This is a genomic window from Novosphingobium aquiterrae (assembly GCF_042434435.1).
Taxonomy (GTDB): domain Bacteria; phylum Pseudomonadota; class Alphaproteobacteria; order Sphingomonadales; family Sphingomonadaceae; genus Novosphingobium; species Novosphingobium aquiterrae.
On sequence record NZ_JBHLTL010000001.1, the window covers coordinates 828,540 to 853,415 of the forward strand.

The 24,876-nt window shown below is 64.5% G+C and carries 25 protein-coding genes; 13 read left to right on the forward strand and 12 right to left on the reverse strand.

Features of this window, described 5'->3' with window-relative positions:
* Positions 1-4: 4 nt before the first annotated feature.
* The 4 genes from ACFFF7_RS04050 to cysD are packed head-to-tail and all read right to left on the reverse strand — an operon-like array spanning position 5 to position 4,336.
* The gene (locus ACFFF7_RS04050; RefSeq protein WP_379480071.1) at positions 5-736 is read right to left on the reverse strand and encodes an energy transducer TonB; all 732 of its coding nucleotides are present in this window, start codon (positions 734-736) and stop codon (positions 5-7) included.
* Positions 737-771: 35 nt separating this feature from the next.
* A complete protein-coding gene (locus ACFFF7_RS04055; RefSeq protein ID WP_379480072.1) occupies positions 772-1,500 on the reverse strand; it encodes a 3'(2'),5'-bisphosphate nucleotidase CysQ in 729 nt (242 codons plus the stop codon).
* A complete protein-coding gene (gene cysN, locus ACFFF7_RS04060; RefSeq protein WP_379480073.1) occupies positions 1,497-3,428 on the reverse strand; it encodes a sulfate adenylyltransferase subunit CysN in 1,932 nt (643 codons plus the stop codon). The genes ACFFF7_RS04055 and cysN overlap by 4 nt, the downstream gene beginning before the upstream one ends.
* A 2-nt stretch (positions 3,429-3,430) precedes the next feature.
* Positions 3,431-4,336 carry a sulfate adenylyltransferase subunit CysD gene (gene cysD, locus ACFFF7_RS04065; RefSeq protein WP_379480074.1) on the reverse strand — a complete coding sequence of 302 codons (906 nt, stop codon included), beginning with the start codon at positions 4,334-4,336 and terminating at the stop codon, positions 3,431-3,433.
* A gap of 209 nt (positions 4,337-4,545) precedes the next feature.
* On the opposite strand from cysD, the gene ACFFF7_RS04070 reads away from it, so the two are divergent.
* From ACFFF7_RS04070 to ACFFF7_RS04115, 10 genes are all read left to right on the forward strand, one after another.
* Positions 4,546-5,895, forward strand: coding sequence for a glutamine synthetase family protein (locus ACFFF7_RS04070; protein ID WP_379480075.1), 1,350 nt, complete (start codon positions 4,546-4,548; stop codon positions 5,893-5,895).
* 106 nt (positions 5,896-6,001) lie between these two features.
* A complete protein-coding gene (locus ACFFF7_RS04075; protein ID WP_379480076.1) occupies positions 6,002-7,273 on the forward strand; it encodes an NAD(P)/FAD-dependent oxidoreductase in 1,272 nt (423 codons plus the stop codon).
* Complete coding sequence (locus ACFFF7_RS04080) at positions 7,270-8,622, forward strand: aspartate aminotransferase family protein (protein ID WP_379480077.1); 1,353 nt, start codon at positions 7,270-7,272, stop codon at positions 8,620-8,622. Before ACFFF7_RS04075 ends, ACFFF7_RS04080 begins: the two co-directional genes overlap by 4 nt.
* 2 nt (positions 8,623-8,624) lie before the next feature.
* A complete protein-coding gene (locus tag ACFFF7_RS04085; RefSeq protein WP_379480078.1) occupies positions 8,625-10,013 on the forward strand; it encodes a glutamine synthetase family protein in 1,389 nt (462 codons plus the stop codon).
* 143 nt (positions 10,014-10,156) lie between these two features.
* A complete protein-coding gene (locus ACFFF7_RS04090) occupies positions 10,157-11,278 on the forward strand; it encodes an ABC transporter substrate-binding protein (RefSeq protein ID WP_379480079.1) in 1,122 nt (373 codons plus the stop codon).
* 12 nt (positions 11,279-11,290) lie between these two features.
* Positions 11,291-12,202, forward strand: a complete 912-nt coding sequence (locus ACFFF7_RS04095) for an ABC transporter permease (RefSeq protein WP_379480080.1) — start codon at positions 11,291-11,293, stop codon at positions 12,200-12,202.
* Positions 12,202-13,044 (forward strand): ABC transporter permease, encoded by an 843-nt coding sequence (locus ACFFF7_RS04100; protein ID WP_379480081.1) that lies wholly within the window; start codon positions 12,202-12,204, stop codon positions 13,042-13,044. Before ACFFF7_RS04095 ends, ACFFF7_RS04100 begins: the two co-directional genes overlap by 1 nt.
* Positions 13,044-14,174, forward strand: a complete 1,131-nt coding sequence (locus tag ACFFF7_RS04105) for an ABC transporter ATP-binding protein (protein ID WP_379480082.1) — start codon at positions 13,044-13,046, stop codon at positions 14,172-14,174. Before ACFFF7_RS04100 ends, ACFFF7_RS04105 begins: the two co-directional genes overlap by 1 nt.
* A gap of 1 nt (position 14,175) precedes the next feature.
* Complete coding sequence (locus ACFFF7_RS04110) at positions 14,176-14,913, forward strand: gamma-glutamyl-gamma-aminobutyrate hydrolase family protein (RefSeq protein ID WP_379480083.1); 738 nt, start codon at positions 14,176-14,178, stop codon at positions 14,911-14,913.
* A gap of 110 nt (positions 14,914-15,023) precedes the next feature.
* Positions 15,024-16,403: an aspartate aminotransferase family protein gene (locus ACFFF7_RS04115; RefSeq protein WP_379480084.1), complete on the forward strand. Its 1,380-nt coding sequence runs from the start codon at positions 15,024-15,026 to the stop codon at positions 16,401-16,403.
* 51 nt (positions 16,404-16,454) lie between these two features.
* Here ACFFF7_RS04115 and ACFFF7_RS04120 read toward each other — a convergent pair whose 3' ends face one another.
* The 5 genes from ACFFF7_RS04120 to ACFFF7_RS04140 all read right to left on the reverse strand — a co-directional run bounded on the left by ACFFF7_RS04120 (position 16,455) and on the right by ACFFF7_RS04140 (position 20,928).
* Positions 16,455-19,226, reverse strand: coding sequence for a M10 family metallopeptidase C-terminal domain-containing protein (locus tag ACFFF7_RS04120; protein WP_379480085.1), 2,772 nt, complete (start codon positions 19,224-19,226; stop codon positions 16,455-16,457).
* 54 nt (positions 19,227-19,280) lie between these two features.
* A complete protein-coding gene (locus ACFFF7_RS04125) occupies positions 19,281-19,685 on the reverse strand; it encodes a hypothetical protein (protein WP_379480086.1) in 405 nt (134 codons plus the stop codon).
* A gap of 355 nt (positions 19,686-20,040) precedes the next feature.
* Entirely contained in the window at positions 20,041-20,355 is a 315-nt protein-coding gene (locus ACFFF7_RS04130; RefSeq protein WP_379480087.1) for a hypothetical protein, read from the reverse strand.
* A 17-nt stretch (positions 20,356-20,372) separates the two neighbouring features.
* Positions 20,373-20,666, reverse strand: coding sequence for a hypothetical protein (locus tag ACFFF7_RS04135; RefSeq protein ID WP_379480088.1), 294 nt, complete (start codon positions 20,664-20,666; stop codon positions 20,373-20,375).
* A 31-nt stretch (positions 20,667-20,697) separates the two neighbouring features.
* A complete protein-coding gene (locus tag ACFFF7_RS04140; protein WP_379480089.1) occupies positions 20,698-20,928 on the reverse strand; it encodes a hypothetical protein in 231 nt (76 codons plus the stop codon).
* Between the two features lie 286 nt (positions 20,929-21,214).
* Here ACFFF7_RS04140 and ACFFF7_RS04145 point away from each other — a divergent pair, with 286 nt between their 5' ends.
* Positions 21,215-21,484, forward strand: a complete 270-nt coding sequence (locus tag ACFFF7_RS04145; protein WP_379480090.1) for a GlsB/YeaQ/YmgE family stress response membrane protein — start codon at positions 21,215-21,217, stop codon at positions 21,482-21,484.
* A 150-nt stretch (positions 21,485-21,634) separates the two neighbouring features.
* Positions 21,635-22,246: a superoxide dismutase gene (locus ACFFF7_RS04150; RefSeq protein ID WP_379480091.1), complete on the forward strand. Its 612-nt coding sequence runs from the start codon at positions 21,635-21,637 to the stop codon at positions 22,244-22,246.
* A 46-nt stretch (positions 22,247-22,292) separates the two neighbouring features.
* On the opposite strand, the gene ACFFF7_RS04155 is transcribed toward ACFFF7_RS04150, so the two are convergent.
* The 3 genes from ACFFF7_RS04155 to ACFFF7_RS04165 are packed head-to-tail and all read right to left on the reverse strand — an operon-like array spanning position 22,293 to position 23,233.
* Positions 22,293-22,820 (reverse strand): sigma-70 family RNA polymerase sigma factor, encoded by a 528-nt coding sequence (locus ACFFF7_RS04155; protein WP_379480092.1) that lies wholly within the window; start codon positions 22,818-22,820, stop codon positions 22,293-22,295.
* A complete protein-coding gene (locus ACFFF7_RS04160) occupies positions 22,813-22,998 on the reverse strand; it encodes a NepR family anti-sigma factor (protein WP_379480093.1) in 186 nt (61 codons plus the stop codon). Before ACFFF7_RS04160 ends, ACFFF7_RS04155 begins: the two co-directional genes overlap by 8 nt.
* Positions 22,999-23,032: 34 nt before the next feature.
* Entirely contained in the window at positions 23,033-23,233 is a 201-nt protein-coding gene (locus ACFFF7_RS04165) for a hypothetical protein (protein WP_379480094.1), read from the reverse strand.
* 32 nt (positions 23,234-23,265) lie between these two features.
* Here ACFFF7_RS04165 and ACFFF7_RS04170 point away from each other — a divergent pair, with 32 nt between their 5' ends.
* On the forward strand, positions 23,266-24,852 hold the full coding sequence (locus tag ACFFF7_RS04170; protein ID WP_379480095.1) for a CHASE domain-containing protein: 1,587 nt from the start codon (positions 23,266-23,268) through the stop codon (positions 24,850-24,852).
* The last annotated feature ends 24 nt before the right edge of the window (positions 24,853-24,876 follow it).

Below are 24,876 nucleotides of genomic sequence, written 5' to 3' on the forward strand. Positions count from 1 at the left end.
CCGGTCAGAAAAAGAACTTCTGCTGCCAGTAGAAGGTCGAGGTCACGGGTTCCCCGGCGCTGTTCATCGCCGGCTTGAAGCGCAGCTTGTCCATCGCCAGGCGGCAGGTCGCCGCGTCGGTATCCGGCAGCCCGCTGGGGCGATAGACCTTGCACGCCGTCGCGCGGCCACTGGGGCTGACGGTCAGGGCGATGATCACCGACTTGCCGATCCGCGCCTCGCGCCCGCCGGCGGGAATCGGGAAGTCGCGCGCGCTGTTCAGCTGGCCGGAAATGTGCACCGCCTTGCTCGCCGCGCCGCCGCCATCGCCATTGCCGCCCGCGCCGCTGCCGGTGCCCGAACCGGTTCCGCCTGCTCCGGTGCCGGTGCCGCGATCCTTGGCGCCCGAGGTATCGGCGCTGCCGGTGCTTGCCGCCTTGGGTGCCGGCGACTTGGCGATCGGGATCTTCGGAACCGGCGCCTTGGTTTCGCGCGGCACGGCCTTCTTGCCGATCTCGCCCGACGCACCGCTCATCTTCTCTTCCCTGGGCGGTTCGGGCGGCTTGGGCGGCGGGGTGGTGACGGTGACCGTAAAGGTCGAGACCACCGCATCGACCGCCTTGGCCGCGAAATCCGGGGCGAAGGCGCGGATCAGGCCCAGGACGACCGCAACCTGCAGCAGCACCACCCCAATTGCCACGCCGATCTTGACGCGCCGCGGCGACGAGATGTCGAGTTCGTCCTCTTGGCTGTCCATGCCCGGGCTATGCCATGCTATTGTTCGTGCGGCAATTACAGCGAAGCGAATGCAGCCAGCACCGGCCGCGCCCATTCCTGCCGGCAGATCAGCAGATCGGGCAGGTAGGGATCGGGATTGTTGTAGCGCATCGGCGAACCGTCGGCCCGGCTGACGTGCAGCCCGGCGGCCTGGGCCACGGCAACGGGCGCGCAATTGTCCCACTCATACTGCCCGCCGGTGTGGAGATAGATTTCGGCCTCGCCGCGGACCACGGCCATGGCCTTGGCCCCGGCGCTGCCCATTCCCACCAGTTCGCCGCCGATGATCCGCGCCACCGCCTCGGCCTCGGGCGCGGGACGGCTGCGGCTGACCAGCATCTGCGGGCGGCGGTGCGGCATTGACATAGACGCGGGCGAATCGCTGCGCAGAACCAGGCCCAGCGCGGGCAGGGCCACCGCCCCGTCGCTGGCTGCGCCATTGACCGCCAGCCCGACGTGGACCGCCCAGTCGTCGCGCCCCTCGCCATATTCGCGGGTCCCATCGAGCGGATCGACGATCCAGCAGCGCCCGGCGGACAGCCGCGCGGCGCTGTCCTTTTCCTCTTCGGAGAGCAGCGCATCGAGCGGACGTTCGCGGCGCAGCGCCTCGCACAGAAAGGCATTGGCCTGGCGGTCGGCCTCCGCGCCCAGCGCCTTGCCTTCCAGCCGCCTGCCGGCGCGCAGTGCCAGCAGGATCCGCCCCGCCCCGGCGGCGAGCTCTGCGGCCAGCGCGGCGTCGGTCATATCGTCGGCATCCACATTTCAGCGCGCGCGCCCAGCACATAGTCGACGATCCGCTCGGCCGCGGCCTCGCTGCTCTCGCGGGTGGTGTCGATACGCAGTTCGGGCATGTGGGGCACTTCGTAGGGGCTGTCGATCCCGGTGAAGTTCTTGAGCTGGCCGCTGCGCGCCTTCCTGTAAAGCCCCTTCACGTCGCGCGCCTCGGCCACGTCCAGCGGGGTGTCGACGAAGACCTCGATAAACTCGCCCGGCGGCAGCATCGAGCGGGCAAGGTCGCGATCGGCGCGGAACGGGCTGATGAAGGCGGTCAGCACGATCAGCCCGGCATCGGTCATCAGCTTGGCCACTTCGCCGACGCGGCGAATGTTCTCGATCCGGTCTGCCTCGGTAAAGCCAAGGTCCTTGTTGAGCCCGTGGCGGACGTTGTCACCGTCGAGCAGGAAGGTGTGGTGGCCCAGCGCGTGGAGCTTCTTTTCGACCAGGTTGGCAATGGTCGACTTGCCCGATCCCGATAGACCGGTGAACCACAGCACCGCCGGCTTCTGCCGCTTGAGCGCGGCGTGCGCCTCACGCGTCACGTCGAGCGCCTGCCAGTGGACGTTCTGGGCGCGGCGCAGGCTGAAGTTGAGCATCCCGGCGCCGACCGTGGCATTGCTGAGCTTGTCGATCAGGATGAACCCGCCCAAGGTCCGGCTGTCGGCATAGGGTTCGAACACCAGCGGCTTGTCGCAGGCCAGTTCGGCGACGCCGATGGCGTTGAGCTCGAGCGTCTTTGCCGCGAGCTGGTCGAGCGTGTTGACGTTGACCGTGTATTTGGGCTGCTGGACCGTCGCCGAAACGGTCTGAGTGCCGAGCTTGAGCCAATAGGCGCGGCCGACGTGGAGCGGCTCGTCCGCCATCCACACCAGCGTCGCTTCGAACTGGTCGGCCACCTCGGGCGGCGCATCGGCTGCGGCGAGGACATCGCCGCGCGAACAGTCGATCTCGTCGGCCAGGGTCAAGGTCACCGCCTGGCCCGCCGCGGCCTGGTCAAGGTCCCCATCAAGCGTGACGATCCGTTCGACCGTGCTGGTCTTGCCCGAAGGCAGCACCCGCACCGCGTCACCCGGCTTGACCGTGCCCGCCGCGATCAGCCCGGCAAAGCCGCGAAAATCGAGGTTGGGGCGATTGACCCATTGCACCGGCATGCGAAACGGCTTGGTCTGGTCGGTGGTCGCATCGAGTTCGACCGTGTCGAGGTGTTCGATCAGGCTGGGTCCGTGGTACCACGGGGTATTGACCGATTCCGCCGTGACATTGTCGCCCTTGAACCCCGAAATCGGGATGGCGGTGAAATGGTCGATCCCGATCGAGGCGGCGAAGTGCAGGTAATCGGCAACGATGGCGTCGAACGTGACCTGATCGTAGCCGACCAGGTCCATCTTGTTGACCGCCAGCACCAGGTGGCGGATGCCGAGCAGGTGGCACAGGTAGGTGTGGCGGCGGGTTTGCGTCAGCACCCCCTTGCGCGCGTCGATCAGGATTACCGCAAGATCGGCGGTGCTCGCCCCGGTGACCATGTTGCGGGTGTACTGCTCGTGCCCCGGGCAATCAGCGACGATGAACTTGCGGCTCTCGGTGTTGAAGAAGCGGTAGGCAACGTCGATGGTGATGCCCTGCTCGCGCTCGGCGGCGAGGCCGTCGACCAGCAGCGCGAAATCGATCTCCTGGCCCTGGGTCCCCTGCTTGCGGCTGTCGCTTTCCAGCGCGGCGAGCTGGTCCTCGAAGATCATCTTCGAATCGTAGAGCAGCCGCCCGATCAGGGTCGACTTGCCATCGTCGACGCTGCCGCAGGTGATGAAGCGCAGCATGGTCTTGTGCTGATGCCGCGCGAGGTAGGCGTCGATGTCCTCGGCGATCAGGGTGTCGGTGACATAAGTCGGGGCGCTCATGGTCAGAAATACCCCTGCTGCTTCTTGACTTCCATTCCCGCCCCGCCGGCATCCTTGTCGATTGCCCGGCCCTGGCGTTCGCTGGTGGTGGTCAGCAGCGTTTCCTGGATCACGTCGCTGAGCGTCGCTGCGGTGCTTTCGACCGCGCCGGTCAGCGGATAGCAGCCCAGCGTGCGAAAACGGATCGAGCGAAGGGCCGGCACTTCGCCCGGCGCCAGCGGAAAGCGGTCATCGTCGACCATCAGCAGCATGCCGTCGCGCTCCACCGTCGGGCGCGGCGCGGCGAAATACAGCGGGACGATCGGAATGCCTTCGAGCTGGATGTACTGCCACACGTCGAGCTCGGTCCAGTTGCTGATCGGGAAGACCCGGATCGATTCCCCCTTGTGCTTGCGCGCGTTGTAGAGGTTCCACAGCTCGGGCCGCTGGTTCTTGGGGTCCCAGCCGTGGCTGGCGGTGCGGAAGCTGAAGATGCGCTCCTTGGCCCGGCTCTTTTCCTCGTCGCGACGCGCCCCGCCGAAAGCCGCATCGAAGCGGTAGTGATCGAGCGCCTGCTTGAGCCCCTCGGTCTTCCACATGTCGGTGTGCAGCGCGCCGTGGTCAAACGGGTTGATCCCGCGCGCCTTGGCCTCCTGGTTCTGCCAGACCAGCAGCTCCATCCCGCTGTCCTGGGCCATGCGGTCGCGCAGGTCGTACATCGCCCGGAACTTCCAGGTGGTATCGACGTGGAGCAACGGGAACGGCGGCGGCGCAGGGTAGAACGCCTTGCGCGCCAGGTGCAGCATCACCGCGCTGTCCTTGCCCACCGAATAGAGCATCACCGGGCGTTCCGCCTCGGCCACCACTTCGCGCATGATGTGGATGGCTTCGGCTTCCAGCCGTTGCAGATGGGTCAGCGTGGTGGTCATTGTGCCGCCCCTCTAGTGACGTGGTCCGCGCTTGGCGATTTAGCATTTTTGTTACGGGGGCAAGCCGTGCTGTCAGCCTTGCGGCCGGCGACGCAAACGTGCAGCAGCCGATTTTGGGGGGTTGGCGGCCTGCGTTTGGCCCACTAGGCTGCATAAACGGGGGATCGTGCCGCCGGCGCGGCCCCGCGACCAAACCAAGAAGACAACCCATGACGCCCGACATTGCCGCCTGGATCCGCGAACGAGGGATCAGCGAGGTCGAATGCATCGTCCCGGACATGAACGGGATCCAGCGGGGCAAGGTGCTGCCCGCCACCAAGTTCCTCAAGTCGATGACCGACAAGACCCTGCGCATTCCCGGCAGCGTCTATATCGTCACCGTCACGGGCGGCTATCCCGAGGACGTCGAGCATATTGTGCCCGATTTCGATCCCGACCTGATCCTGGCGCCCGACATTTCCACGATCCGCGAAGCGCCGGGCTACAAGACCCCGACCGCCTATGTCATTTGCGACAGCTATCACGGCAACGGCAAGGCGGTGGAGATCGCCCCGCGCCAGATCCTGAAAAAGGTGCTGGCGCTGTACGAGGCCAAGGGCTGGCAGCCGGTGATCGCGCCCGAGGCCGAGTTCTATCTGGTCAACAAGAACCTCGACGCCGATTTCCCGCTGACCCCGCCGCCGGGCCGTTCGGGCCGGGCCGAGACCGCCAGCGAAGCCTTCGGGCTCGAAGCGCTGAGCGAGTTCGAGGACATCATCGAGCAGGTCTATGACTGGTGCGAAAAGGCCGAGCTTAACATCGACACGATGATCCACGAGGCCGGCGCCGCCCAGCTCGAGGTCAACTTCGTCCACGGCGATCCGCTGGCGCTGGCCGACCAGGTGCTGCTGTTCAAGCGCATCGTCCGCCAGGTTGCGCTGGAACACGGGGTCTATGCCACCTTCATGGCCAAGCCGATGTCCGACCAGCCGGGCAGCGCGATGCATATCCACCAGTCGGTGCTCAACGCGGAGACCGGCAAGAACATCTTCTCGACCGGCAATGGCCGCGATTCGGCGCTGTTCCGCAGCCACATCGCCGGCCTGGTCCGCCTGATGCCGCAGATCCTGCCGCTGGTCGCTCCCAACGTTAACTCGTTCCGGCGGATGCGGCCCGATACCGCTGCACCGATCAACGTTCATTGGGGCAGCGACAACCGCAGCTGCGGGTTCCGCGTGCCGATCTGCGAAAGCAAGGACCGCCGGGTCGAAAACCGCCTGCCGGGGGCCGATTCCAACCCCTACCTCGCGATCGCCGCATCTTTGATCTGCGGCTATATCGGCATGGTCGAGCGGATGATTCCGCCGAAGATCATGGAAGGCAACGCCTACAACCGCGCCCGCACCCTGCCCCGCACGCTCGAGGCGGCGCTCGACCGGTTCTACAACTGCAAGCCGGTCAAACGCGAGCTGGGCGAACAGTTCTTCGAGATCTTCTGGGCTATCAAGGACGCCGAGCTTTACGCCTACCAGTCGGTAATCTCCTCGTGGGAACGCGAACACCTGCTGCTGAAGGTGTGATCTTGGCTTCTTACCCCCGTCCGTTCGTGTCGAGCGAAGTCGAGACACGTTGCGCGCTGCGTCTCGACTTCGCTCGACGCGAACGGGGTTGGGGTGTGGCTTGGATATGACCTACCACGCGCCGTCCTATTACGCGGCCACCGCCAATGTCTTTGCGCCGCAGTCGCCGCTGGACGGCGATGCGCGGGCCGACGTCGTGGTGATCGGCGGTGGGTTTACCGGGCTGTCCGCGGCGCTCCACGCCGCCGAAGCAGGCTTTTCGGTGTTACTGCTGGAAGGCAAGCGGATCGGCTGGGGCGCATCGGGGCGCAACGGCGGGCAGCTGATCCCTGGCATGCGTTGGAGCATCACCGAACTGGCAGAGCGCTTTGGCGAGAACCACGCCGCGCGGCTGGTCGGTCTGGCTAATGAAGCCGTCGGCATGGTCAAGGGCCGGATCGCCCGCCACGCGATTGCCTGCGATTTGCGCGAAGGCCACTTTCACGCCGCAGTCAAACCGGCGCACCTGGACGACATGCGCCGCGAGGTGGACATGCTGCAGCGCCTGCTCGGCTACGACAGCGCGCGGGTGGTCGAGGCAACGGACCTGCCCGAACAGGTCGCCAGCCCGCTCTATTGCGGCGGACTGCACGACACCGATGGCGGTCATTTCCACCCGCTGAACTATGCGCTGGGGCTGGCCGAGGCGGCGCTGGCCGCAGGGGTGCGGATCTGCGAGGACAGCCCGATCACCGCGCTGCGCCACGGCTCGCCGGTCGAAGCGCGCACCGCGCACGGCACCGTCACCGCCAAGTTCGGCGTGCTGGCCTGCGACGCCTTCATGGATGAAATCGAGCCGAGCCTGGGCCGCTGGACCATGCCGGTGGCCAACTACAACGTCGCCACTGCGCCGCTGGGCGAAGCGGCCGCGCGCGCCCTGATCCCGACCGGCGCGGCGGTGGCGGACAGCCGCTTCGTGCTCAATTACTACCGCCTAAGCGCCGACCACCGGCTGATCTTCGGCGGGGGCGAGAAATATTCGCCGCGCCCGCCCGCCGATGTCGCCGGGTTCGTCCGGCCCTATCTCGAACAGGTCTTTCCGCAGTTGAAAGGCGTCGCCATCGATCACGCCTGGGGCGGCATGGTCGGGGTCACGCTCAACCGCCTGCCGCATTTCGGACGGATCGGGGACATCTTCTATGCCCATGGCTATTCCGGCCACGGCGCGCTGCTGACCACGCTGGCCGGCAGCCTGATCGCCGAAGCGATGCAAGGCACGGCCGAGCGCTTCGACCTGTTCGCAAACTTGCCCGGCACGCCCTTCCCCGGCGGGCCCCTGCTGCGCCATCCGCTCTATGTGGCGGGGATGCTATGGTATGCGCTAAGGGACCGGCTATGATCAGCCAGCGCGCCATCCAGACCATGCTTGCCGCCGAGCGCGAAGGCTACGTCGCGGCCAACCCGCGCTCCGCCGCGCTGGCGCAGGAGGCGGCGCGCCACTGGCACCGCGGGGTGCCGTTCCACTGGATGCTCGACTGGGGCACCCCCTTCCCGCTGTTCGCTGCCAGGGCGCAGGGGGCCGCGCTGTGGGACGCCGACGGCCATCGCTATGACGATTTCTGCCTGGGCGATACCGGATCGATGTTCGGCCATTCGCCCGCGCCGGTCGCCCGCGCCATCGCCGCGCAGGCCAGCTTGGGGCTGACCTATATGCTGCCCACCGCAGACGCAGTGGTGGTGGCCGACGAGCTTGCCAAACGCTTCCTGCTGCCATTCTGGCAAGTGACCAGCAGCGCCAGCGAGGCCAACCGCGCGGTGATCCGCTGGTGCCGCGGGATCACCGGCCGCGACAAGGTGCTGGTCTTCAATGGCTGCTATCACGGCGCGGTCGACGACGTGTTCGTCGACCTGCGCGGCGGCGTGCCCGAACTGCGCCGTAGCCTGGTCGGCCAGGTCTACGACATGCGCGAACATACCGTGGTGATCGAGTTCAACGATCTGCCCGCGCTGGAGGCAGCACTGGCCAAGGGTGACGTCGCCTGCGTGCTGATGGAACCGGCGATGACCAACGTCGGCATGGTCCTGCCCGATCCGGGTTACCTTGAGGCCCTGCGCCAGCTGACCACGCACCACGGCGCGCTGCTGGTGTTCGACGAGACCCACACGATCTCGACCGGTTACGGCGGCCATACCGCCACCCACGGCCCGCTGCCCGACCTGTTCGTGCTGGGCAAGCCGGTCGCCGGCGGCGTGCCCTGCGCGGTCTACGGCTTCTCTGCCGAGGTCGCCGAGCGGATGGAGCGCTGCCGCGCCGAGGGCGAAACCGGCCATTCGGGGATCGGCACCACGCTCTCGGCCAACGCCCTCGCCCTCGCCGCGATGCGCGCCTGCCTGAGCGAGGTGATGACCCCCGCGGCCTATGCCCACATGCTGCCGCTGGCCGAAGACCTGGCCGCCAAGCTGCGCGCGGTGATCGCCGCCAATGGCCTCGCCTGGCACGTCACCCACATCGGCGCGCGCGGCGAGTTCCTGTGCACCGACAAGCCCCCGCGCAACGGCAGCGAGGCGCGCAAGGCGATGCAAGGGCCGCTCGAACACGCGCTGCACCTGTTCCTGATCAACCGCGGCGTGCTGATCGCGCCGTTCCACAACATGACCCTGGTCAGCCCGGCGACAACGCCCGCGCAGGTTGACCGATTGGCCGAAGTGCTCGACCAATGCCTCAAGACCCTGATCGGACATTCCTGATTATGACCAAGCCCCCGCACGCCTCGAACCACCGCGCCACCGTCGACGAAGCCAAGGCCTTCTTCGCCGCCAATCCCGACATCGACGCGATCGACATCATCTTCACCAACATGTGCGGCGTGCCGCGCGGCAAGCGGCTGCGCCAGCATGAAGTGATCGCGGTCTACGAGGCCGGGCGCTTCCTCCCCGGATCGGTGCTGGTGGTTGATACCGTCGGCCGCGATACCGAAGAGACGGGCCTGGTCTGGGAAGACGGCGATGCCGACCGCTATGTCTACCCCGTCCCCGGCACGCTGGTCCGCGCGCCGTGGCTGGGCGACAATGCCGCGCAGTTCCTGACCAGCTTTTACGAGCTTGACGGCACCCCCAACGACCTCGACCCGCGCCACGTGCTGGGCGCCGTGATCGACGAACTGGCCAAGGACGGGCTGACCCCGGTGGTCGCGGTCGAGCTCGAGTTCTACCTCGTCGACATCTCGAACGGACGCCCGGTCCCGGCGAAAAGCCCGGTCACCGGGCACCGCTCGACCGAAATCGAAGTCTATGGCCTGCGCGAAATGGAGGACTTCAAGCCGTTCTTCGACGATCTCTACGCCGCCTGCGATGCGCAGGGCCTGCCTTTGGAAAGCGGCATTTCGGAGTTTGCCCCGGGCCAGTTCGAGTTCACCCTGCGCCACAAGCCCGACGCGCTGCGCGCCACCGACGATGCGATCATGTACAAGCGCGTGGTCAAGGGCGTCGCGGTCAAGCACGGGTTCGAGGCGACCTTCATGGCCAAGCCCTTTGCCGAGGCGGCGGGCAGCGGCATGCACCTGCACATCTCGATGAACGACAAGGACGGCAAGAACGCCTTCGCCAGCGACGATCCCGCCGGCACCCCGCTGCTGCGCCACGCCATTGGGGGCATGAAGGGGAGCCTTGCGGATTCGATGGCGATCTTTGCCCCCAACGCCAATTCATACCGCCGCTTCAAGGCCAATTCCTATGCGCCCGTCGCGCCAACCTGGGGGGTCAACAACCGCACCGTCAGCTTGCGTGTCCCCGCCGGATCGCCCGCCTCGCGCCACGTCGAACACCGCGTCTGCGGCGCCGATGCCAATCCCTATCTGGCGATGGCCGCAGTGCTCGCGGCGATGTGCGAAGGGATGCGGCAGCAGACCGATCCCGGCCCGGCAGTGGTCGGCAACGGCTACGAAGCCGAAGAAGCCAAGGTCCGCCTGCCCAACCACTGGGGCGCGGCGATCGAGGCGTTCGAACAGTCGGCGCCGATGAAGCAGTATCTGGGCGAACGGTTCGTCCGCAATTTCTGCATTGTGAAGGGCGTCGAAATGGCGCGCTTCATGGCGGAGGTGCCGGAAATGGACTTCACCTGGTATTTGCGGAATGCGTGATCTTCGCGGCCACACCGCGGCAGGGGCAAGAATAGTGCGCTTGCACACGCTTTTTTGCACGGACGTGACAATCGCCGCTTGCGGCGCGGCCAATCGCGGTTAGCATCGTGTCGCAGTGCAACATGGGCGCGAAGGGGTGAGTCATGACGGACACCGGTATTAATCGCAGCATGCGTCTGGGGCGGCGCTCGCTCCTCCAGTCGCTGGGCGTGGCGGCGATCGGAATCAGTTTCGGCGGGCTGGCGGCCTGCGGCAAGACCAGCAGCGGCAGCAACGGCAAGATCGCGGCGACAGGGGAAGAGCCCAAGCTCAACTTCTACAACTGGGATACCTATATCGGCGAAACCACGCTGGCCGATTTCAAGGGCGCCAGCGGCACCGACGTCAACATGACGATGTTCGCCAGCAACGACGAGCTGTTCGCCAAGCTGCGCGCGGGCAACCCCGGCTATGACGTGATCGTCCCGTCGAACGACTTCGTCGAGCGGATGGCCGCAGCCGACATGATCGTCGCGCTCGACCATGCGCAGATCCCCAACCTGAAGAACATCGACCCCAGCTTCATCGACGTGCCCTATGATCCCGGCCGCAAGTATTCGATGCCCTATACCTGGCTGACGCTGGGGATCGGCTATCGCAAGTCGAAGGTGAAGGTGAAACCCGACAGCTGGAAAGTGCTGTTCGACAGCGACGAATACAAGGGCCGCATTGCCGTGCTGAGCGAGGCCGGCGACATGTTCCGGCTTTACGGCAAGTACCTGGGCAAGTCGGTCAACGCGCTGACCCCGGACGACATCAAGACCATCGCCGCGATGATGGAAAAGCAGAAGCCGTTCATCAAAGCCTTCCACGAGGACAACGGCCAGGACCTGCTGCTCAAGGGCGAGGTCGATCTGGTGCTCGAATACAACGGCGACATCGCCCAGATCATGGCCGAGGACGACGACATCGACTTCGTCCTGCCCAAGGAGGGCAGCCAGCTCAATTCGGACACGCTGTGCATTCCCAAGGGCGCGCCGCACCCCAAAAACGCCCATGCCTTCATCAACTATCTGCTCGACGCCGAGGTCGACAAGAAGATCACCGAAACGATCCTCTATCCCACCCCCAACGCCGCGGCCAAGGCGCTGATGCCGGACGATTACAAGAACAATCCGGTGATCTTCCCGTCCAAGGAGCAGCTCGCCAAGTGCGAATATGCCAAGTACCGGCCGGACATCCAGCCGCTTTACGAGGAGGCCTTCACGCGGGTCCGCGCGAGCTAAGGCTGGCGCCCGGTGGCACTGGAGAACTGGCAGGAGCACAAGCGCCCCTTCGCGGCCATCGCGGGGGCGCCAATCCTGTGGCTGGCGCTGTTCTTCATCGTGCCGATGGCCATCGTCTGGCTGTACAGCTTCGGCGCGAATTCGGGCGCGGCAGACATTGCCATCACCGGCACCTTGGATAACTACAAGCGCGCGGTCGAATGGCTGTACCTGTCGATCTTCCTGAAGAGCCTGGCGGTCGCCGCGCTGGTCACCCTGTTGTGCCTGGTCATCGGCTTTCCCGTGGCGATGGCGATCACCTTTGCCGCGGAAAAGTGGCGACCGTGGCTGCTGCTGGGGATCATGCTGCCGTTCTGGACCAACCTGCTGATCCGCACCTATGCGCTGATGACCGTGCTGGGCGGCAACGGCTATGCCAATCGCGGGCTCGGCGCGCTGTGGAACGGGGCGAGCTGGCTGAAAACGCTGGTCGGGCTGCAACCGCTTGAAGCCTGGACCCCGGTCCAGCTGCTCTACAACAATTTCGCCGTGGTGCTGGGGCTGGTCTATGTCCACCTGCCCTTCATGGTCCTGCCGCTCTATTCGGCGCTCGACCGGCTCGATCGCTCGCTGATCGAGGCCAGCCTGGATCTCGGCGCCGGGCACCTGCGCACGCTGACCCGGATTGTCGTCCCGCTGGCCGGACCAGGTATCCTGGCGGGCGTGATGATCACGCTGATCCCGGCACTGGGCGCATACCTCACCCCGGATCTGATGGGCGGGACCGAAAGCCAGATGATCGCCAATGTGATCGAGCGTCAGTTCAAGCGCGCCAATGACTGGCCGTTCGGCGCGGCACTGTCGTTCCTGCTGATCTATGCGATGTTCATCCTGGTCGCGCTGCAATCATTGCGCAGCGGCCGGACCCCGAAGGAGGCCCATTGATGGCCCTCTTCAACCGCACCCCGATCGCCCCGCTGGAATATACCCGCAAGGCGTGGATGCGGCTGTGGATGATCGCGGTGATGGTGTTCCTCTACGCCCCGCTGCTGGTGCTGATGGTGTTCAGCTTCAACGATTCCAAGCGCAACGTGGTGTGGAAGGGCTTCACGCTCAAATATTACCAGAAGGCGCTGCATAACGATTCGCTGATCGAGGCGCTGGTCAATTCGCTGACCATCGCGCTGCTCGCCACGGTGATCAGCGTGGTGCTGGGGGCGATGGCGGGCCTGATGCTGTGGCGCTTCCGTTTCCCCTTCAAGGGCGCGGTCGAAGGGGCGATGTCGCTGCCGATCATCGTGCCCGAAATCTGCATGGGCGTGGCGATGCTGATCTTCTTTGCCAAGGTGCAGTGGCCGGTCGGGCTGCCCTGGCCGCTCAACCTGTCGGCGATCACCATCGCCCACATCACCTTCTGCTTCCCCTTCGTCGCATTGGTGGTGCGCAGCCGCATGGCCAGCTTCAACCGTGAGCAGGAGGAAGCGGCCAAGGACCTGGGCGCCAGCGAATGGGCCACCTTCCGCGACATCCTGTTGCCGCACATGAAGCCGGGCCTGGTCGCCGGCGCGCTGCTGGCCTTCACCCTCAGCCTCGACGATTTCGTCATCACCTTTTTCACCAGCGGGCCCGACACCGTGACCTTCCCGGTCAAGGTCTATTCGATGGTCCGCTTCTCGGTCACGCCGGAAGTCAACGCGGCCTCGACCATCCTGATCATCCTGACCATCGCCCTGACCGCCGTAGCCCTGAAGCTGCAAGGCGTGAAGGCCATCGCGGACGCCCATTGATGCCCGATCCTGCCCAGCCGATCATCCAGATCCGCAACGTCACCAAACGCTTCGGCAAGGTTGCCGCGGTCGACAACGTCAGTCTGGATATCCTGGCCGGCGAGTTCTTCGTCCTGCTCGGCCCCTCGGGCTGCGGCAAGACCACCCTTCTGCGGATGATTGCCGGATTCGAGCTGCCGACCGAGGGCCAGATCCTGATCGACGGGCAGGACATGGCCGGGATCCCGCCCAACAAGCGCCCGGTCAACATGGTGTTCCAGTCCTATGCGGTGTTCCCGCACATGAGCGTGGCGGAAAACGTCGGCTACGGCCTCAAGATCGCCGGGGTCGGTCGGGCCGAGCGCGACGAGCGCGTGCGCGAGGCGCTTGATCTGATCAAGCTGCAGGGTTTTGAGGAGCGCAAGCCCGACCAGATGTCGGGCGGGCAGCGCCAGCGCGTCGCCCTGGCCCGCAGTCTGGTGATGCGGCCCAAAGTGTTGCTGCTCGACGAGCCTCTCTCGGCGCTCGATGCCAAGCTGCGCGCGCAGATGCAGTTCGAGCTATCGGAACTGCAGGACAAGGTCGGGATCACCTTCGTCACGGTCACCCACGACCAGGACGAGGCGCTGTCGATGGCCAGCCGGGTCGCGGTGATGAACAAGGGCGAAGTGGCGCAGCTGGCCACCCCGGCCGACCTCTACGAGTTTCCGGTCAACCGCTTCGTCGCCGATTTCGTCGGCTCGGTGAACCTGTTCGAAGGCAAGCTGACGCTGGACGAACCCGACAAGGCGGCGGTCGATTGCCCCGGAGTCGGCAAGGTCTATCTCAACCACGGGGTGACCGGCCCGCACGGCGCCGACGTGTGGATCGCGCTGCGGCCCGAGAAGATCTATCTCCACGTCCCCGGCGAAGGCAAGGCGATCCGCGCCGCCGGGCAGGACGCGCCCGATGGCTACAATCTCGCCCGCGGCCGGATCAAGGGAATGAGCTATCTGGGCGACATCACGCTTTACGAAATCAAGCTGGACGACGGACAGATGATCCGCGTGTCGCGCCCCAACCTCTCGCGCCACGATCAGGAACATTTCACCTGGGACGACCGCGTTTCGATGCACTGGCGCGCCGACAGCCCGGTCGTCCTGCTGAGCTGAAATGAGCACCCGTCCGGTCCTGGGCGTGATCGCCTGCACCCGTCAGGTCGGCACCGAGCCGGCCCAGGCGGTGATGGAACGCTATATCCGCGCGGCGATGCGCCACGCCGATGTCGCCGCACTGATCGTCCCTTCGCTGGCCGACCTGATGAGCGCGCGCGAGGTCGCCGACCGGCTCGACGGCATCCTGCTGACCGGCAGTCCTTCCAACGTCGCGCCCGGACGCTATGACGATGCGGACGGAGACGGCCCGTTCGATGAGGGGCGCGACGAGATCGCGCTGAGTCTGGTCGGCCAGATGATCGACCGCGCCCGCCCGGTGTTCGGCATCTGCCGGGGCTTTCAGGAAATCAACGTCGCGCTGGGCGGCACCCTGCGCCGCGATACTTCGGCCAACGACGACCTGATCCGCCACCATGCCCCCGACGGCAGCGCCTTCGATGCGATGTTCGATCACCTGCACCCGGTGCACATGAGCGAAGGCGGGATGATCGCCCGCGCGCTGGGCAAGACCGATGCCACGGTCAATTCGGTCCACTATCAGGGTGTCGGCACGCTCGCCCCCGGCCTGTCGGTCGAAGCCGTCGCGCCCGACGGCCTTGTCGAAGCCTACTCCGCCCGCCCCAACGGCGCGCCGCTGGTCGCGGTGCAATGGCATCCCGAATGGGACGCCGACACCAATCCCGACAGCGCCGCCTACTTCCACCTCCTCGGCAAAGCGCTTAGGGGGGAAGCATGAACACGCGAGTCACCCGGACCAACCGCTTCTTGGCACGGATCGGCTTCTCTCCCTGACTGGGGGCGCGGCGCGCTGCGCCTTGCCCGTTCCAGTCATTCAGGAGAGCAATCATGCCCCGCAATTACGATATCGCCGAACTCAAGCGCCTAGACGTCGCGCACCACCTGCCCGCGCAGCAGGACTACAAGCTGATCGAGGACATCGGCGGCAGCCGGATCATAACCCATGCCGACGGCTGCTACATCCACGACGGCGACGGCAACCGGATCCTCGACGGGATGGCGGGTCTGTGGTGCGTCAATGTCGGCTATGGCCGCGAGGAACTGGTCGAGGTTGCCGCAGAACAGATGCGCGAGCTGCCGTTCTACAACACCTTCTTCAAGACCGTTACGCCCCCGACAGTCATGCTGGCCACCAAGATCGCCAGCCTGACCGGCGGCAAGCTGCAGCACGTGTTCTTCAATGCCTCGGGCAGCGAAGCCAACGACACGGTCTTCCGAATGGTCCGCCACTACTGGAAGCTGAAGGGCGAGCCCAAACGCAATGTCTTCATCAGCCGCTGGAACGCCTATCACGGCAGCACCGTCGCCGGGGTCAGCCTGGGCGGGATGAAAGGCATGCACGCCCAGGGCGACCTGCCGGTCCCCGGAGTCGAGCATGTCCGCCAGCCCTACTGGTTCGGCGAAGGCTTCGGCAGCGACCCGGTCCAGTTCGGCCAGGACTGCGCCGCCGCGATCGAGGAGCGGATCCTGGCGGTCGGGCCCGAGAACGTCGCCGCCTTCATCGGCGAACCGGCCCAGGGCGCCGGCGGGGTGATCATTCCGCCGCCGGGTTACTGGCAGGCGGTTCAGGCGATCTGCCACAAGTACGGCATCCTGCTGGTCGCCGACGAGGTGATCACCGGGTTTGGCCGGACCGGCGAATGGTTCGGCCACCAGACGCTGGGCTTCACCCCGGACATCGTCTCGATGGCCAAGGGGCTGTCGTCGGGCTACTTGCCGATCAGCGCCAATGCGGTGTCGAGCGAGATTGTCGAGGTGCTCAAGACCGGGGGCGATTTCGTCCATGGCTTCACCTATTCGGGCCACCCGGTCTGCGCCGCGGTGGCGCTGCGCAACATCGAGATCATGGAGCGCGAGGATCTGCCCGGCCGGGTCCGGGACGATGTCGGGCCCTATCTTGCCGAAGCGCTTAAGCGGCTGAACGGCCATCCGCTGGTCGGCGAAACGCGCTCGATCGGGCTGCTTGGCGCGGTCGAGATTGTCGCGCAGCCGGGGACCAACACGCGCTGGGGCGGCGCAGAAGGCAACGCCGGACCGGTGGTGCGTGACCGCTGCATCGAGAACGGCCTGATGGTCCGCGGCATCCGGGACACCATCGTCATGTGCCCGCCATTGATCATCGAGCGCAGCCAGATCGACGATATGATCGCAATCATCGCCAAGTCACTGGACGAAGCCTTGCCGATCCTGCGCGCGATGACCTTCTGAGCAGACGCGGCTGGGGGCCGGGCGCGGTTCAACCGCGGCCCGGCCCGCCAATCAACCGAACAGGAAGTCGCTGGCGGTCAGGGTGCTGAGCTGCACGCCCTGCAGGACGATGAAGTTGCCGCCGCCCAGATCGATCGCGCCGTCACTGCCGTTCTGGTGGAACGAGTTCTGCACCTGGGCAAACGTGGTCAGCGAGCCGATCAGCTGGATCCGGTCGGAGCCGTGCTGGAAATCGCCAATCACGTCCTGGCCGTTGCCGGCGTCGAAAACGAAGGTATCGCTGCCTGCCTGGCCAAACAGGACATCGTTTCCGCCCTTGCCGTTAAGCACGTCGTTGCCGTCGCCGCCCAGCAGATAGTTGCCGATCGCATTGCCGGTCAGATTGTTGTCGAGCGCATTGCCGACGCCGAACGGGGTCTGGCCGGTCAGCACCAGATTCTCGATATTGTCGTACAGGTAGTATCCGGCACCGTTGATGCCGGCATAGACTGTGTCGATGCCTTCGTTCAGCTGCTCGAAGACCAGGTCGGCGGGCGTATCGACATAGAACGTGTCGTTGCCCAGGTTGCCATACATGCGGTCATAGTCGCCCAGGCCGCTGTCGCCATGCAGGATGTCATCACCATTGCCGCCGACCATGATGTCGGTGTCGAAGGTCAGCCCGCCCCACAGGGTGTCGTTGCCGTCCTCGCCATACATTTCGTCGGCATCGGCCCCGCCGTCGAGGGTATCGTTCCCGATCCCGGCAACGATGTAGTCAACCCCGGCATCGCCGAACAGGTTGTCCGCGCCGCCTTCGCCAAAGATCGAATCGCGCGCGTCGCCGCCATGGATTTCGTCATTGCCGAGCCCGCCCAGCAGCAGGTTCTGCCCGGCGTTGCCATTGATGAGATTGTCGAGTTCGTTGCCAACGCCGAACAGGCCCGCAGTGCCGGTCAGGGTCAGGCGTTCGATATTCCCGAACAGATAGTAGTTCGCGCTCGATTCGACCGTGTCGGTGCCTTCGCCCGCATTTTCGAAGACAAGCTCTCCCTGCTGGTCGACCACGAAGGTGTCGTTACCCGCGCCGCCATAGAACTGATCGATGCCGGTCCCGCCTTCAAGCCGGTTGTTGGCGGCGTTGCCGATGAGCACGTCCGTGCCCGAGCCGGTGATGGCATTTTCGATGATGGTGCCGCGGGCAATGACCATGTTGCCAACGAAGTTGCCGACGTTTGAAAAGGCTTCGGGATTGAGATCGACCCGCGCATTCGACGAATAGCCGGAGAAGTTGACCGTATCGATCCCGCCATTGTCGATAATGGTGAACGAGACCCCGCTCGAACCGACCGCAGCATCGTAGGCATCGCGGCCGGTGGTGTTGCCAAAGCCATAGACAGTGTCGCCTGTGCGGGTCAGCGTGTTGGCGCCGTACAGGTTGGCAATGGCAATGATATCAGCCGCCATCGGCGTCGCCACGAACTGCTTGGTAAATCCAAGATTGGCGAAATAGGTGTTCTCGCGCTGGTCGAAGTACGACATGATCGACGTCGCCCAGTCATCGTTGAGATAGGACACGTCGTCCGGATAGGTCGCAGTAGTGTTGTAGTTTCCGGCGTGACCAAGGCCCAGAGCGTGCCCGATCTCGTGGATATAGGTCTGCAGCGAATAGGTCCGCAGACCGCTACCGTAATTCGAGATCCAGGTCGTCGACACGTTGACCGTCGAACTGACGATCAAGCCGCTGCCATTGGTGACCGAATTGGAAAAGGCGCCACTCTGGTTATCATCGAAAACAATCTGGCCGCCGCTGGCAACTTCAGAGAAATTGATGCCCGAGGCATCTGTCCACAGCTTCAGGGCTTCGCGGGCCAGAGTCTGCCCTTCGGGGGTCAAGGCGGTCAAATCGACCTTCAGCGTGCCACCCGGCGCGACATCGAAGTGGCGGCTCGACCCGCTCCAATAAGTCGAAGTTAGCTGCGTCGCGATCTGATCGTTGGTGTAAAGCGGCAGTGGTGGCGCGATCGACGCGTTGACCTTGTAGCCCGCCGTTTCAGCCTGATTGCCCCATACCCCGACGTCGACATAGTAGGTGCCGGTGGTGGGTGCGGTGAAACGAATGCGCGAAAAGCCGCCGCCGCCCAATCCATCATCGTTATAGGCCAGCGGATTGCCGCTCGCATCGCGAAGGTACAGGACGGTGTCGACAACGACCCCGCTTTCTGTGGAGGTGGTCAGCAGGTAGGATTGCCCCTGGGCAAGCTGGATCGCATACCAATCATGATCGCCCGTCGATTCAAAGGCGCCGGTTGCCGATCCGCCTACCGCGAGACTGGCCGTAGTGGCCGTCGAACCCAGTGCTGAATCGAAGGCAGGGCTGGACATCGTCAGGTAAAAGGTGCCGGTATCGCTCTGATAACCGCTGGTATCGATGTAATAGGTGCCGGTCGTCGTCGCCGTGTAGGTAATTTCAGACCAGGTCAGGTTGCCGCCGAAGATGACATCGTCATTCTCGGCAATCAGCGCACCGGTCGAATCGCGCAGGGCAAGGACGCTGTCCGACAGCGTCAACGACAATTGGGTGGAGATCGTGTAGGTCTGCCCGGCATTGAGTGTGACACGATACCAGTCATGGTCGCCCGCGGAATCGATCGAGCCGGTGATATAGCCGCCCGGCGTGACCGAATAGGTTGTCGCCGTGGTGGCGGGGATCAGATCGGTTGCTGACGATGGAACGGATCCGCTTTGCGCAGGACCATGACCGAGACCGTCCTGATCGATCGGCACATCTGTAATGCCGGCCAAGTCCAAATGACCGTCATCGAACGAATTGGTATCAATCATGATGCTGCGACCTACCTAGCTGCGACCCGATCTGTGCTGACCGGCAAAGGTTAATTATCCATTTTTCAACGCCGTTGCCAACAGTTCGGCTAGCTTGTCCACGTCGCTTGGCCGCATTGTCCGATCCATTACGTCGATTGTCAGCGGCCCGCTGGCGACACTGCGACCATTGACGCGACCGCGCAGTCCTGCAGTCAGGGCGTTGGGCCGCGGATGGCTTACTGTCACGACAAACGCATCGCCCTGCGGCAGCGACTTGCCGGCGGCAACCACCGTTACCCGGCGTCCCAGCCGCGCCGTCAACGCCTGCGCGATCGCACTGCAAAGCCGATCTTCGTTCATATGATCCTTGGCCTTGGGCACCGCAGTGCATTGCAGCGGCGCGGCGCGCGTACCCGGTTGTGCGGCACCTGCTGCGGCTGCGGCGCCGACACAGGCAAGGAAAACCAGTTCGCGCAATGACGTCTCCGCTCGATCTTGGGCACGTGCGGCATAGCCATGCCGGCTTTATGTGCGGTGAACGCCTTGCGGAATTGAGCCTGATCGATGCCTTTTGAACGGTCGGCTGCACCAGGAAAGCGCAATGGCAAATTCTTCGCAAATTTCCGGGAACCAAATTCGCCCCTTGTGCATTTCACTGTCAACACCGGCGGCGATCCCCTCCCCCCGAACCCTGCTGACGGTGCACTCCGAGGCCTCCCGCACATTGTGTTGGAGGCCTCGACTTTTACCCGGCAAGACCAAATCAAAGCGATGTACGCAAATAAGCCCGCGCTTTCCCGAAGCGCGGGCTGTATTGCATGCGTTGAATTTGTCAGGCTGCGGCGTCGACTTCGGACTGAATCGCGCTCAGCGCATCGCTTACCCGCCGCGCCTCGCTAGCAAGCCGCGCCTCGGCTTCGGCGCGGATGGGGTCGGATGCGCTCATCCCTTCGGACTCGGCAGCAAGCTGTGCGTCGACCTCGTCCTTCCATTGCTTCAGCAGCGTATGGCGCTCCGCGATGGCAAGTTCGACGTCTTCGCGCAGATCCTCAGGGCTGGCGTAGTGACGGCGCGGATCAGGCGCGCGGTCGGACTGTGCGTCGCTCTGGACGCTTTCGGCTGGGGTGGTGTCAAACTGACCGGACATGTTTGGTCCTTTCCTGTTCAGGCTGCTTTGGCACGCGGTGGTTTGGCAGCCTTGCGCGGTGACGACTTCGTGCGCGCGGCACGCGTCCGCCGCGTGGATTCGGCGGGGCTGGCTGCGCGGTTATGGCGCAGGTAGCGGTACAGCAGCCCTGCGCCGACAAGGGCTATAGCCGCCGGTCCCGAGCGCATTGCCCAACGGGCGGCCAGCGCGGTTACGCCGCTGCCAAGCAGGGGATTATCCCGTGTAAATTCGCTGACGGCGTCGCCGATACTGTGTGGCAGAATTCTGGCGGCGAAGTTTATCATGGTCATGTTCCTTGATGTGTCAGTGCATGTTGTCTGTTCAGCGGCGACGCGGCGCCAGGGCCCGGCGGCCGCCTTGCGGTGCCAGGCAGCGCCCCGTCACCAGCGGATAGTCCGCGCGCAGCGAGACATCGGATTGGAGCGCGGCTTCCAGCTGTCCCTCGCACGCGCTCATGGTGGCGAATGTCGGCGCGGGGGCGTGCAAGCGCACGCAAGCCTGACCGTCATCGGCGCAGCCGAAGAGTACAAGTGCGAAGAGCGTCGTGGTCATATCGCGTTCCTGGCTTGGTGGTCCCGGGCCCGCCGACAATCTGTTGCCGGCGTCTGTGGGATGAACACGCACTTGCGCGATCAGTTCCCATGCGCTTGCTGGCCAAGGCGGGGGCGCGCGCCCTTATGCGCGCGCAGATCCTTATTCCTGCTTTGGGCGCGATGCAGCGCAGATCGCTTGACCGGCCCGCATTTCAAAATTTGCCGATCTGCCATTGCGCAAGTTGGAACAAATGCCCCGTCGGCAAGTTTTGTTGGGCAGGAACAGCAGGCAAAGGAATTTCAACATGGGTCTTATCATTCTTCTTATCGTCGGCGGCGTCATCGGCTGGCTTGCCAGCATGGTCATGCGCACTGACGGCCAGCAGGGCATCATCCTCAACGTCGTCGTGGGTATCGTTGGCGCGCTGCTCGCCGGCTTCCTCGTTACTCCGCTTATCGGCGGTGCCCCGATCACCAGCGGTTCGTTTGACGTGATGTCGCTGGTGTCGTCGTTTATCGGCGCCATTATCCTTCTGGCGATCGTGAACCTGTTCCGTCGCGGTTCGGTTCGGTAAGCCAATCAACAGTTACTGCCAGGTAGCGCCCCGACGTTGCCTGGCATCAACAGGGCTTGGGGGTGGTGAGCGAAAGCTGCCGCCCCCAAGTCATTTCAGGGTCGCACGCGTTCCGTGTCGCCCTGCCATTGCACCTCCGGAGCATACCCGATGGCCATCATTCTTCCCCCGCTTCCCTTTGCCGAATCCGCGCTTGAACCAGAAATTTCGGCGGAAACCCTCGCCGTTCATCACGGCAAGCACCACAAGGCCTATGTCGACAAGACCAATGGTCTGATCGAAGGAACGGCGCTGGCAGACGCCGCGCTCAACACGATCGTTATCGAAGCAAACCGTGCCGGCAACACCAAGCTGTTCAATCAGGCGTCACAGGCCTGGAACCACGGCTTCTACTGGAACTCGCTGAGCCCGCAGGGTGACAAACCCGACGATCAGCTGACGAAGGCGATCGACGCCGCGTTCGGCTCGTACGACGCCCTGGTCAAGGACCTGGTGGTGCAGGGCGAAGGTCATTTCGGGTCGGGCTGGGCCTGGCTGCTGGCCGACGGCGATACGCTTTCGGTCGCGACGACGCATGATGCCGGCTCTCCCCTGACGGGAACGGCAAGGCCGCTGCTGGTTATCGATGTGTGGGAGCATGCCTATTACATCGATCGCAAGAATGATCGGAAGGCCTACCTGACGGCGGCGCTTGGCTTGCTCAACTGGAGCTTCGCCAACGAAAACTTTGCGCGCGTGGAAGCCTGGAACTACCCCGATTGAAACGGTCCGGCGAGGGTGCTGCGCGCCCTCGCCGCGGTCTGCCGCGTCAGTCGTGCGCGGATGGTTCGAGGATCTGGTGCAACTGGCCGCGGCCGCGCGCGACGCGGCTTTTCATCGTGCCGATCGGCACCCCGCAGATCGAAGCTGCCTCTTCATAGGAAAAGCCGCCGGCCCCAACCAGCAGCAGGGCCTCGCGCCGCTCTTCCGGAAGCTGGGCCAGTGCGCGCTGCAGATCCTGCATGTGCAGCCCTTCCTCTTGCGTCGCGCGATCGACCAGCGTGGCCTCGGCAACGCCGGGCTCAAGCTGCGTCTGCCGGCGGTTCTTGCGCAGGTCGTTGAGGAAATGGTTGCGCAGGATCGTGAAGGTCCACGCCTTCATCGACGTGCCGGGGGTAAAGCTGCCCTGCGCAGTCCAGGCGCGCATGACCGTTTCCTGGACCAGATCGTCAGCCTGTTCAGGCCTTCCACACAAACCGCGGGCGAACGCGCGTAACTGCGGCAGCAGAGCCATGAGATCGCGGCGGAAGGTGTCGCTTGGGGGAGAGATCGCAGCCCCGGATTCGCCCTCAGACATCGTCGGCCTGATCAAGCTTCTTCAGCAGATCGTCGAAGCTGTCAGGCAAGGGTTCATTGGCGACACTGTCATAGAGCTTGCGCAAGCCGTCGGCCCAGCCAGGCTGACGCGGTGACGCGGTCTTTTTGGGGTCACCGTCCTTCGATTTGCCGGACTTGCTGAAATCCTGATCGGTCACATGTGCTCCGTGAGGCTCTGACAAGCCTCTAACATCAGTTCGTATATAAACCATGCCCAAAGTCGGCAATATCGGGAACAATCGCAAGCCGATATGGTTCCTGCTTGAGGGGCTGAGCACCGCGTGCAAAAATCGACATGGTGGTGCCAGAAGACAGCGGGTTCGGATAACGATTGAATGGAACAATGGCTCGAACGACGGGTTCAGCGGCAGGCATGGTTTCTGCGCTTTCCACGCGCCCTGCCCTTTGCGCTTTTTGCACTGGGCATGGTCATAACGCTGCTGGTCATCTTCAACATCGAGATGGCCGACAAGCAGGCCCGCCAGCTGGAGCTTGACCGAGATACCACCGCCCTCGCGGGGGAGCTGGAACGCAAGGCGACCGAGAACATCGCCTATCTTAATGCTGCGGCATCGATGCTGTCGGTAACGCGCAACGTCCAGGAAAACGAGTTTGCGCAATTCGTCACCGATATGAGCACCAACCACCTTTCACGCGGTGCGCTTGGCATGGGGTGGGCGCAATGGGCCCGTCCTGGTGATATTGCCGCGATCGAAGCCGGTATTGCGGCGCGCGGCATCGGGACGGCAGTCAAGGTCAGACCCGTACCCGCAGATCCGAAAACCAACATGGCGGTAATCGCCTTTCTCGAGCCGCAGACCGCCGACAATCGCCGGGTGCTGGGTTTTGACATGGCATCAGAAGCAGTGCGCCGCGACGCAATCGAGCGGGCCATCGAAACCGGCCGTGCTGCCGTAAGTGGCAAGGTTCAGCTGATGCAGGATGAGCAGCGGAGTCCCTCGGCAGGCATCCTGATATTCGTGCCCGTGTTTGAACGCGCACCGGACGGACGGATCCAGCGCAGCGCACTCAAGGGCTTGGCCTACACGCCGCTGCGGGTCCAGCAATTCCTCGAAGCGATCAGCCCGGGCTTCGATCGCGCCGGCGCCGGCGTCGCGCTCTATGATGGCCCGGCCTTGCCACAAAACCGCATGGCATCGACCGGTCCGGTGAACAGTGATCACAGCGTGATGGAGCGCAGGGTGGCCTTCGGTGACCGCACCTGGACGCTGACCGTTACAGCAAGCCAGGCGCCGGGATTGACCTTGGCATCGATGGTTGCGCTTGTTGCCGGGGTTGCGGTCAGCCTTTTGCTGCTTGCCCTGACGATGGTGATCATCACGCGGGCCGCCGACGATCGGCGCGTACTTGAATCGCTGGCCGCACAGGAAGCAATCCGGACTTCGCTAACGCGCGAGCTCAACCATCGGGTCAAGAACACCCTGGCCAACGTCCTTTCGATCGTTGCGCTGACCCGGCGTCGTTCAAGCAATCTGGAAGAATTCGCCGATAGCCTGTCGGGACGGCTGCGCGCCCTGTCCGCCACGCACGACCTGCTGTCGCAGCGCAATTGGACCGATGCGCCGGTTGGGGAAGTGGTGCGGGCCGAACTGGCGCCCTATCTGGAACCCGAAGATCACCAGACCGACATTTCCGGGCCGGAGATCGCGCTTGGCCCCAACGACGCGCTATCGCTGGGCCTTGCCCTGCATGAACTGGCGACCAATGCGGCCAAATACGGCGCACTGAGCGTCCCGGGAGGCCACGTGTCCGTTACCTGGTCACGCATGGAAGAGGGTCTGTGCAAGGTTGAATGGAAAGAAAGCGGCGGACCACCGGTGCAAACACCCGGTCGCCGCGGCTTTGGCATGGATCTGATCCAGAAGATCGTCAGCCACGAACTGCGCGCACCGGTCGAATTGACGTTCGATCCAGGTGGCGTCCGCTGCGTGCTGACCGTGCCGATCCGCACCCTGGGCAATTTCGCACTGCGTGACGGCGCGGCGGGCTGATCCCCGCGACACCGTCAAACAAGG

Excerpts from the sequence above, each read along its gene's own strand:
- ACFFF7_RS04050 (WP_379480071.1), bottom strand. The coding sequence starts at position 736 with ATGGACAGCCAAGAGGACGAACTCGACATCTCGTCGCCGCGGCGCGTC.
- ACFFF7_RS04055 (WP_379480072.1), bottom strand. The coding sequence starts at position 1,500 with ATGACCGACGCCGCGCTGGCCGCAGAGCTCGCCGCCGGGGCGGGGCGG.
- cysN (WP_379480073.1), bottom strand. The coding sequence starts at position 3,428 with ATGAGCGCCCCGACTTATGTCACCGACACCCTGATCGCCGAGGACATC.
- cysD (WP_379480074.1), bottom strand. The coding sequence starts at position 4,336 with ATGACCACCACGCTGACCCATCTGCAACGGCTGGAAGCCGAAGCCATC.
- ACFFF7_RS04070 (WP_379480075.1), top strand. The coding sequence starts at position 4,546 with ATGACGCCCGACATTGCCGCCTGGATCCGCGAACGAGGGATCAGCGAG.
- ACFFF7_RS04075 (WP_379480076.1), top strand. The coding sequence starts at position 6,002 with ATGACCTACCACGCGCCGTCCTATTACGCGGCCACCGCCAATGTCTTT.
- ACFFF7_RS04080 (WP_379480077.1), top strand. The coding sequence starts at position 7,270 with ATGATCAGCCAGCGCGCCATCCAGACCATGCTTGCCGCCGAGCGCGAA.
- ACFFF7_RS04085 (WP_379480078.1), top strand. The coding sequence starts at position 8,625 with ATGACCAAGCCCCCGCACGCCTCGAACCACCGCGCCACCGTCGACGAA.
- ACFFF7_RS04090 (WP_379480079.1), top strand. The coding sequence starts at position 10,157 with ATGACGGACACCGGTATTAATCGCAGCATGCGTCTGGGGCGGCGCTCG.
- ACFFF7_RS04100 (WP_379480081.1), top strand. The coding sequence starts at position 12,202 with ATGGCCCTCTTCAACCGCACCCCGATCGCCCCGCTGGAATATACCCGC.
- ACFFF7_RS04105 (WP_379480082.1), top strand. The coding sequence starts at position 13,044 with ATGCCCGATCCTGCCCAGCCGATCATCCAGATCCGCAACGTCACCAAA.
- ACFFF7_RS04110 (WP_379480083.1), top strand. The coding sequence starts at position 14,176 with ATGAGCACCCGTCCGGTCCTGGGCGTGATCGCCTGCACCCGTCAGGTC.
- ACFFF7_RS04115 (WP_379480084.1), top strand. The coding sequence starts at position 15,024 with ATGCCCCGCAATTACGATATCGCCGAACTCAAGCGCCTAGACGTCGCG.
- ACFFF7_RS04120 (WP_379480085.1), bottom strand. The coding sequence starts at position 19,226 with ATGATTGATACCAATTCGTTCGATGACGGTCATTTGGACTTGGCCGGC.
- ACFFF7_RS04130 (WP_379480087.1), bottom strand. The coding sequence starts at position 20,355 with ATGTCCGGTCAGTTTGACACCACCCCAGCCGAAAGCGTCCAGAGCGAC.
- ACFFF7_RS04135 (WP_379480088.1), bottom strand. The coding sequence starts at position 20,666 with ATGACCATGATAAACTTCGCCGCCAGAATTCTGCCACACAGTATCGGC.
- ACFFF7_RS04140 (WP_379480089.1), bottom strand. The coding sequence starts at position 20,928 with ATGACCACGACGCTCTTCGCACTTGTACTCTTCGGCTGCGCCGATGAC.
- ACFFF7_RS04145 (WP_379480090.1), top strand. The coding sequence starts at position 21,215 with ATGGGTCTTATCATTCTTCTTATCGTCGGCGGCGTCATCGGCTGGCTT.
- ACFFF7_RS04150 (WP_379480091.1), top strand. The coding sequence starts at position 21,635 with ATGGCCATCATTCTTCCCCCGCTTCCCTTTGCCGAATCCGCGCTTGAA.
- ACFFF7_RS04155 (WP_379480092.1), bottom strand. The coding sequence starts at position 22,820 with ATGTCTGAGGGCGAATCCGGGGCTGCGATCTCTCCCCCAAGCGACACC.
- ACFFF7_RS04170 (WP_379480095.1), top strand. The coding sequence starts at position 23,266 with ATGGTCATAACGCTGCTGGTCATCTTCAACATCGAGATGGCCGACAAG.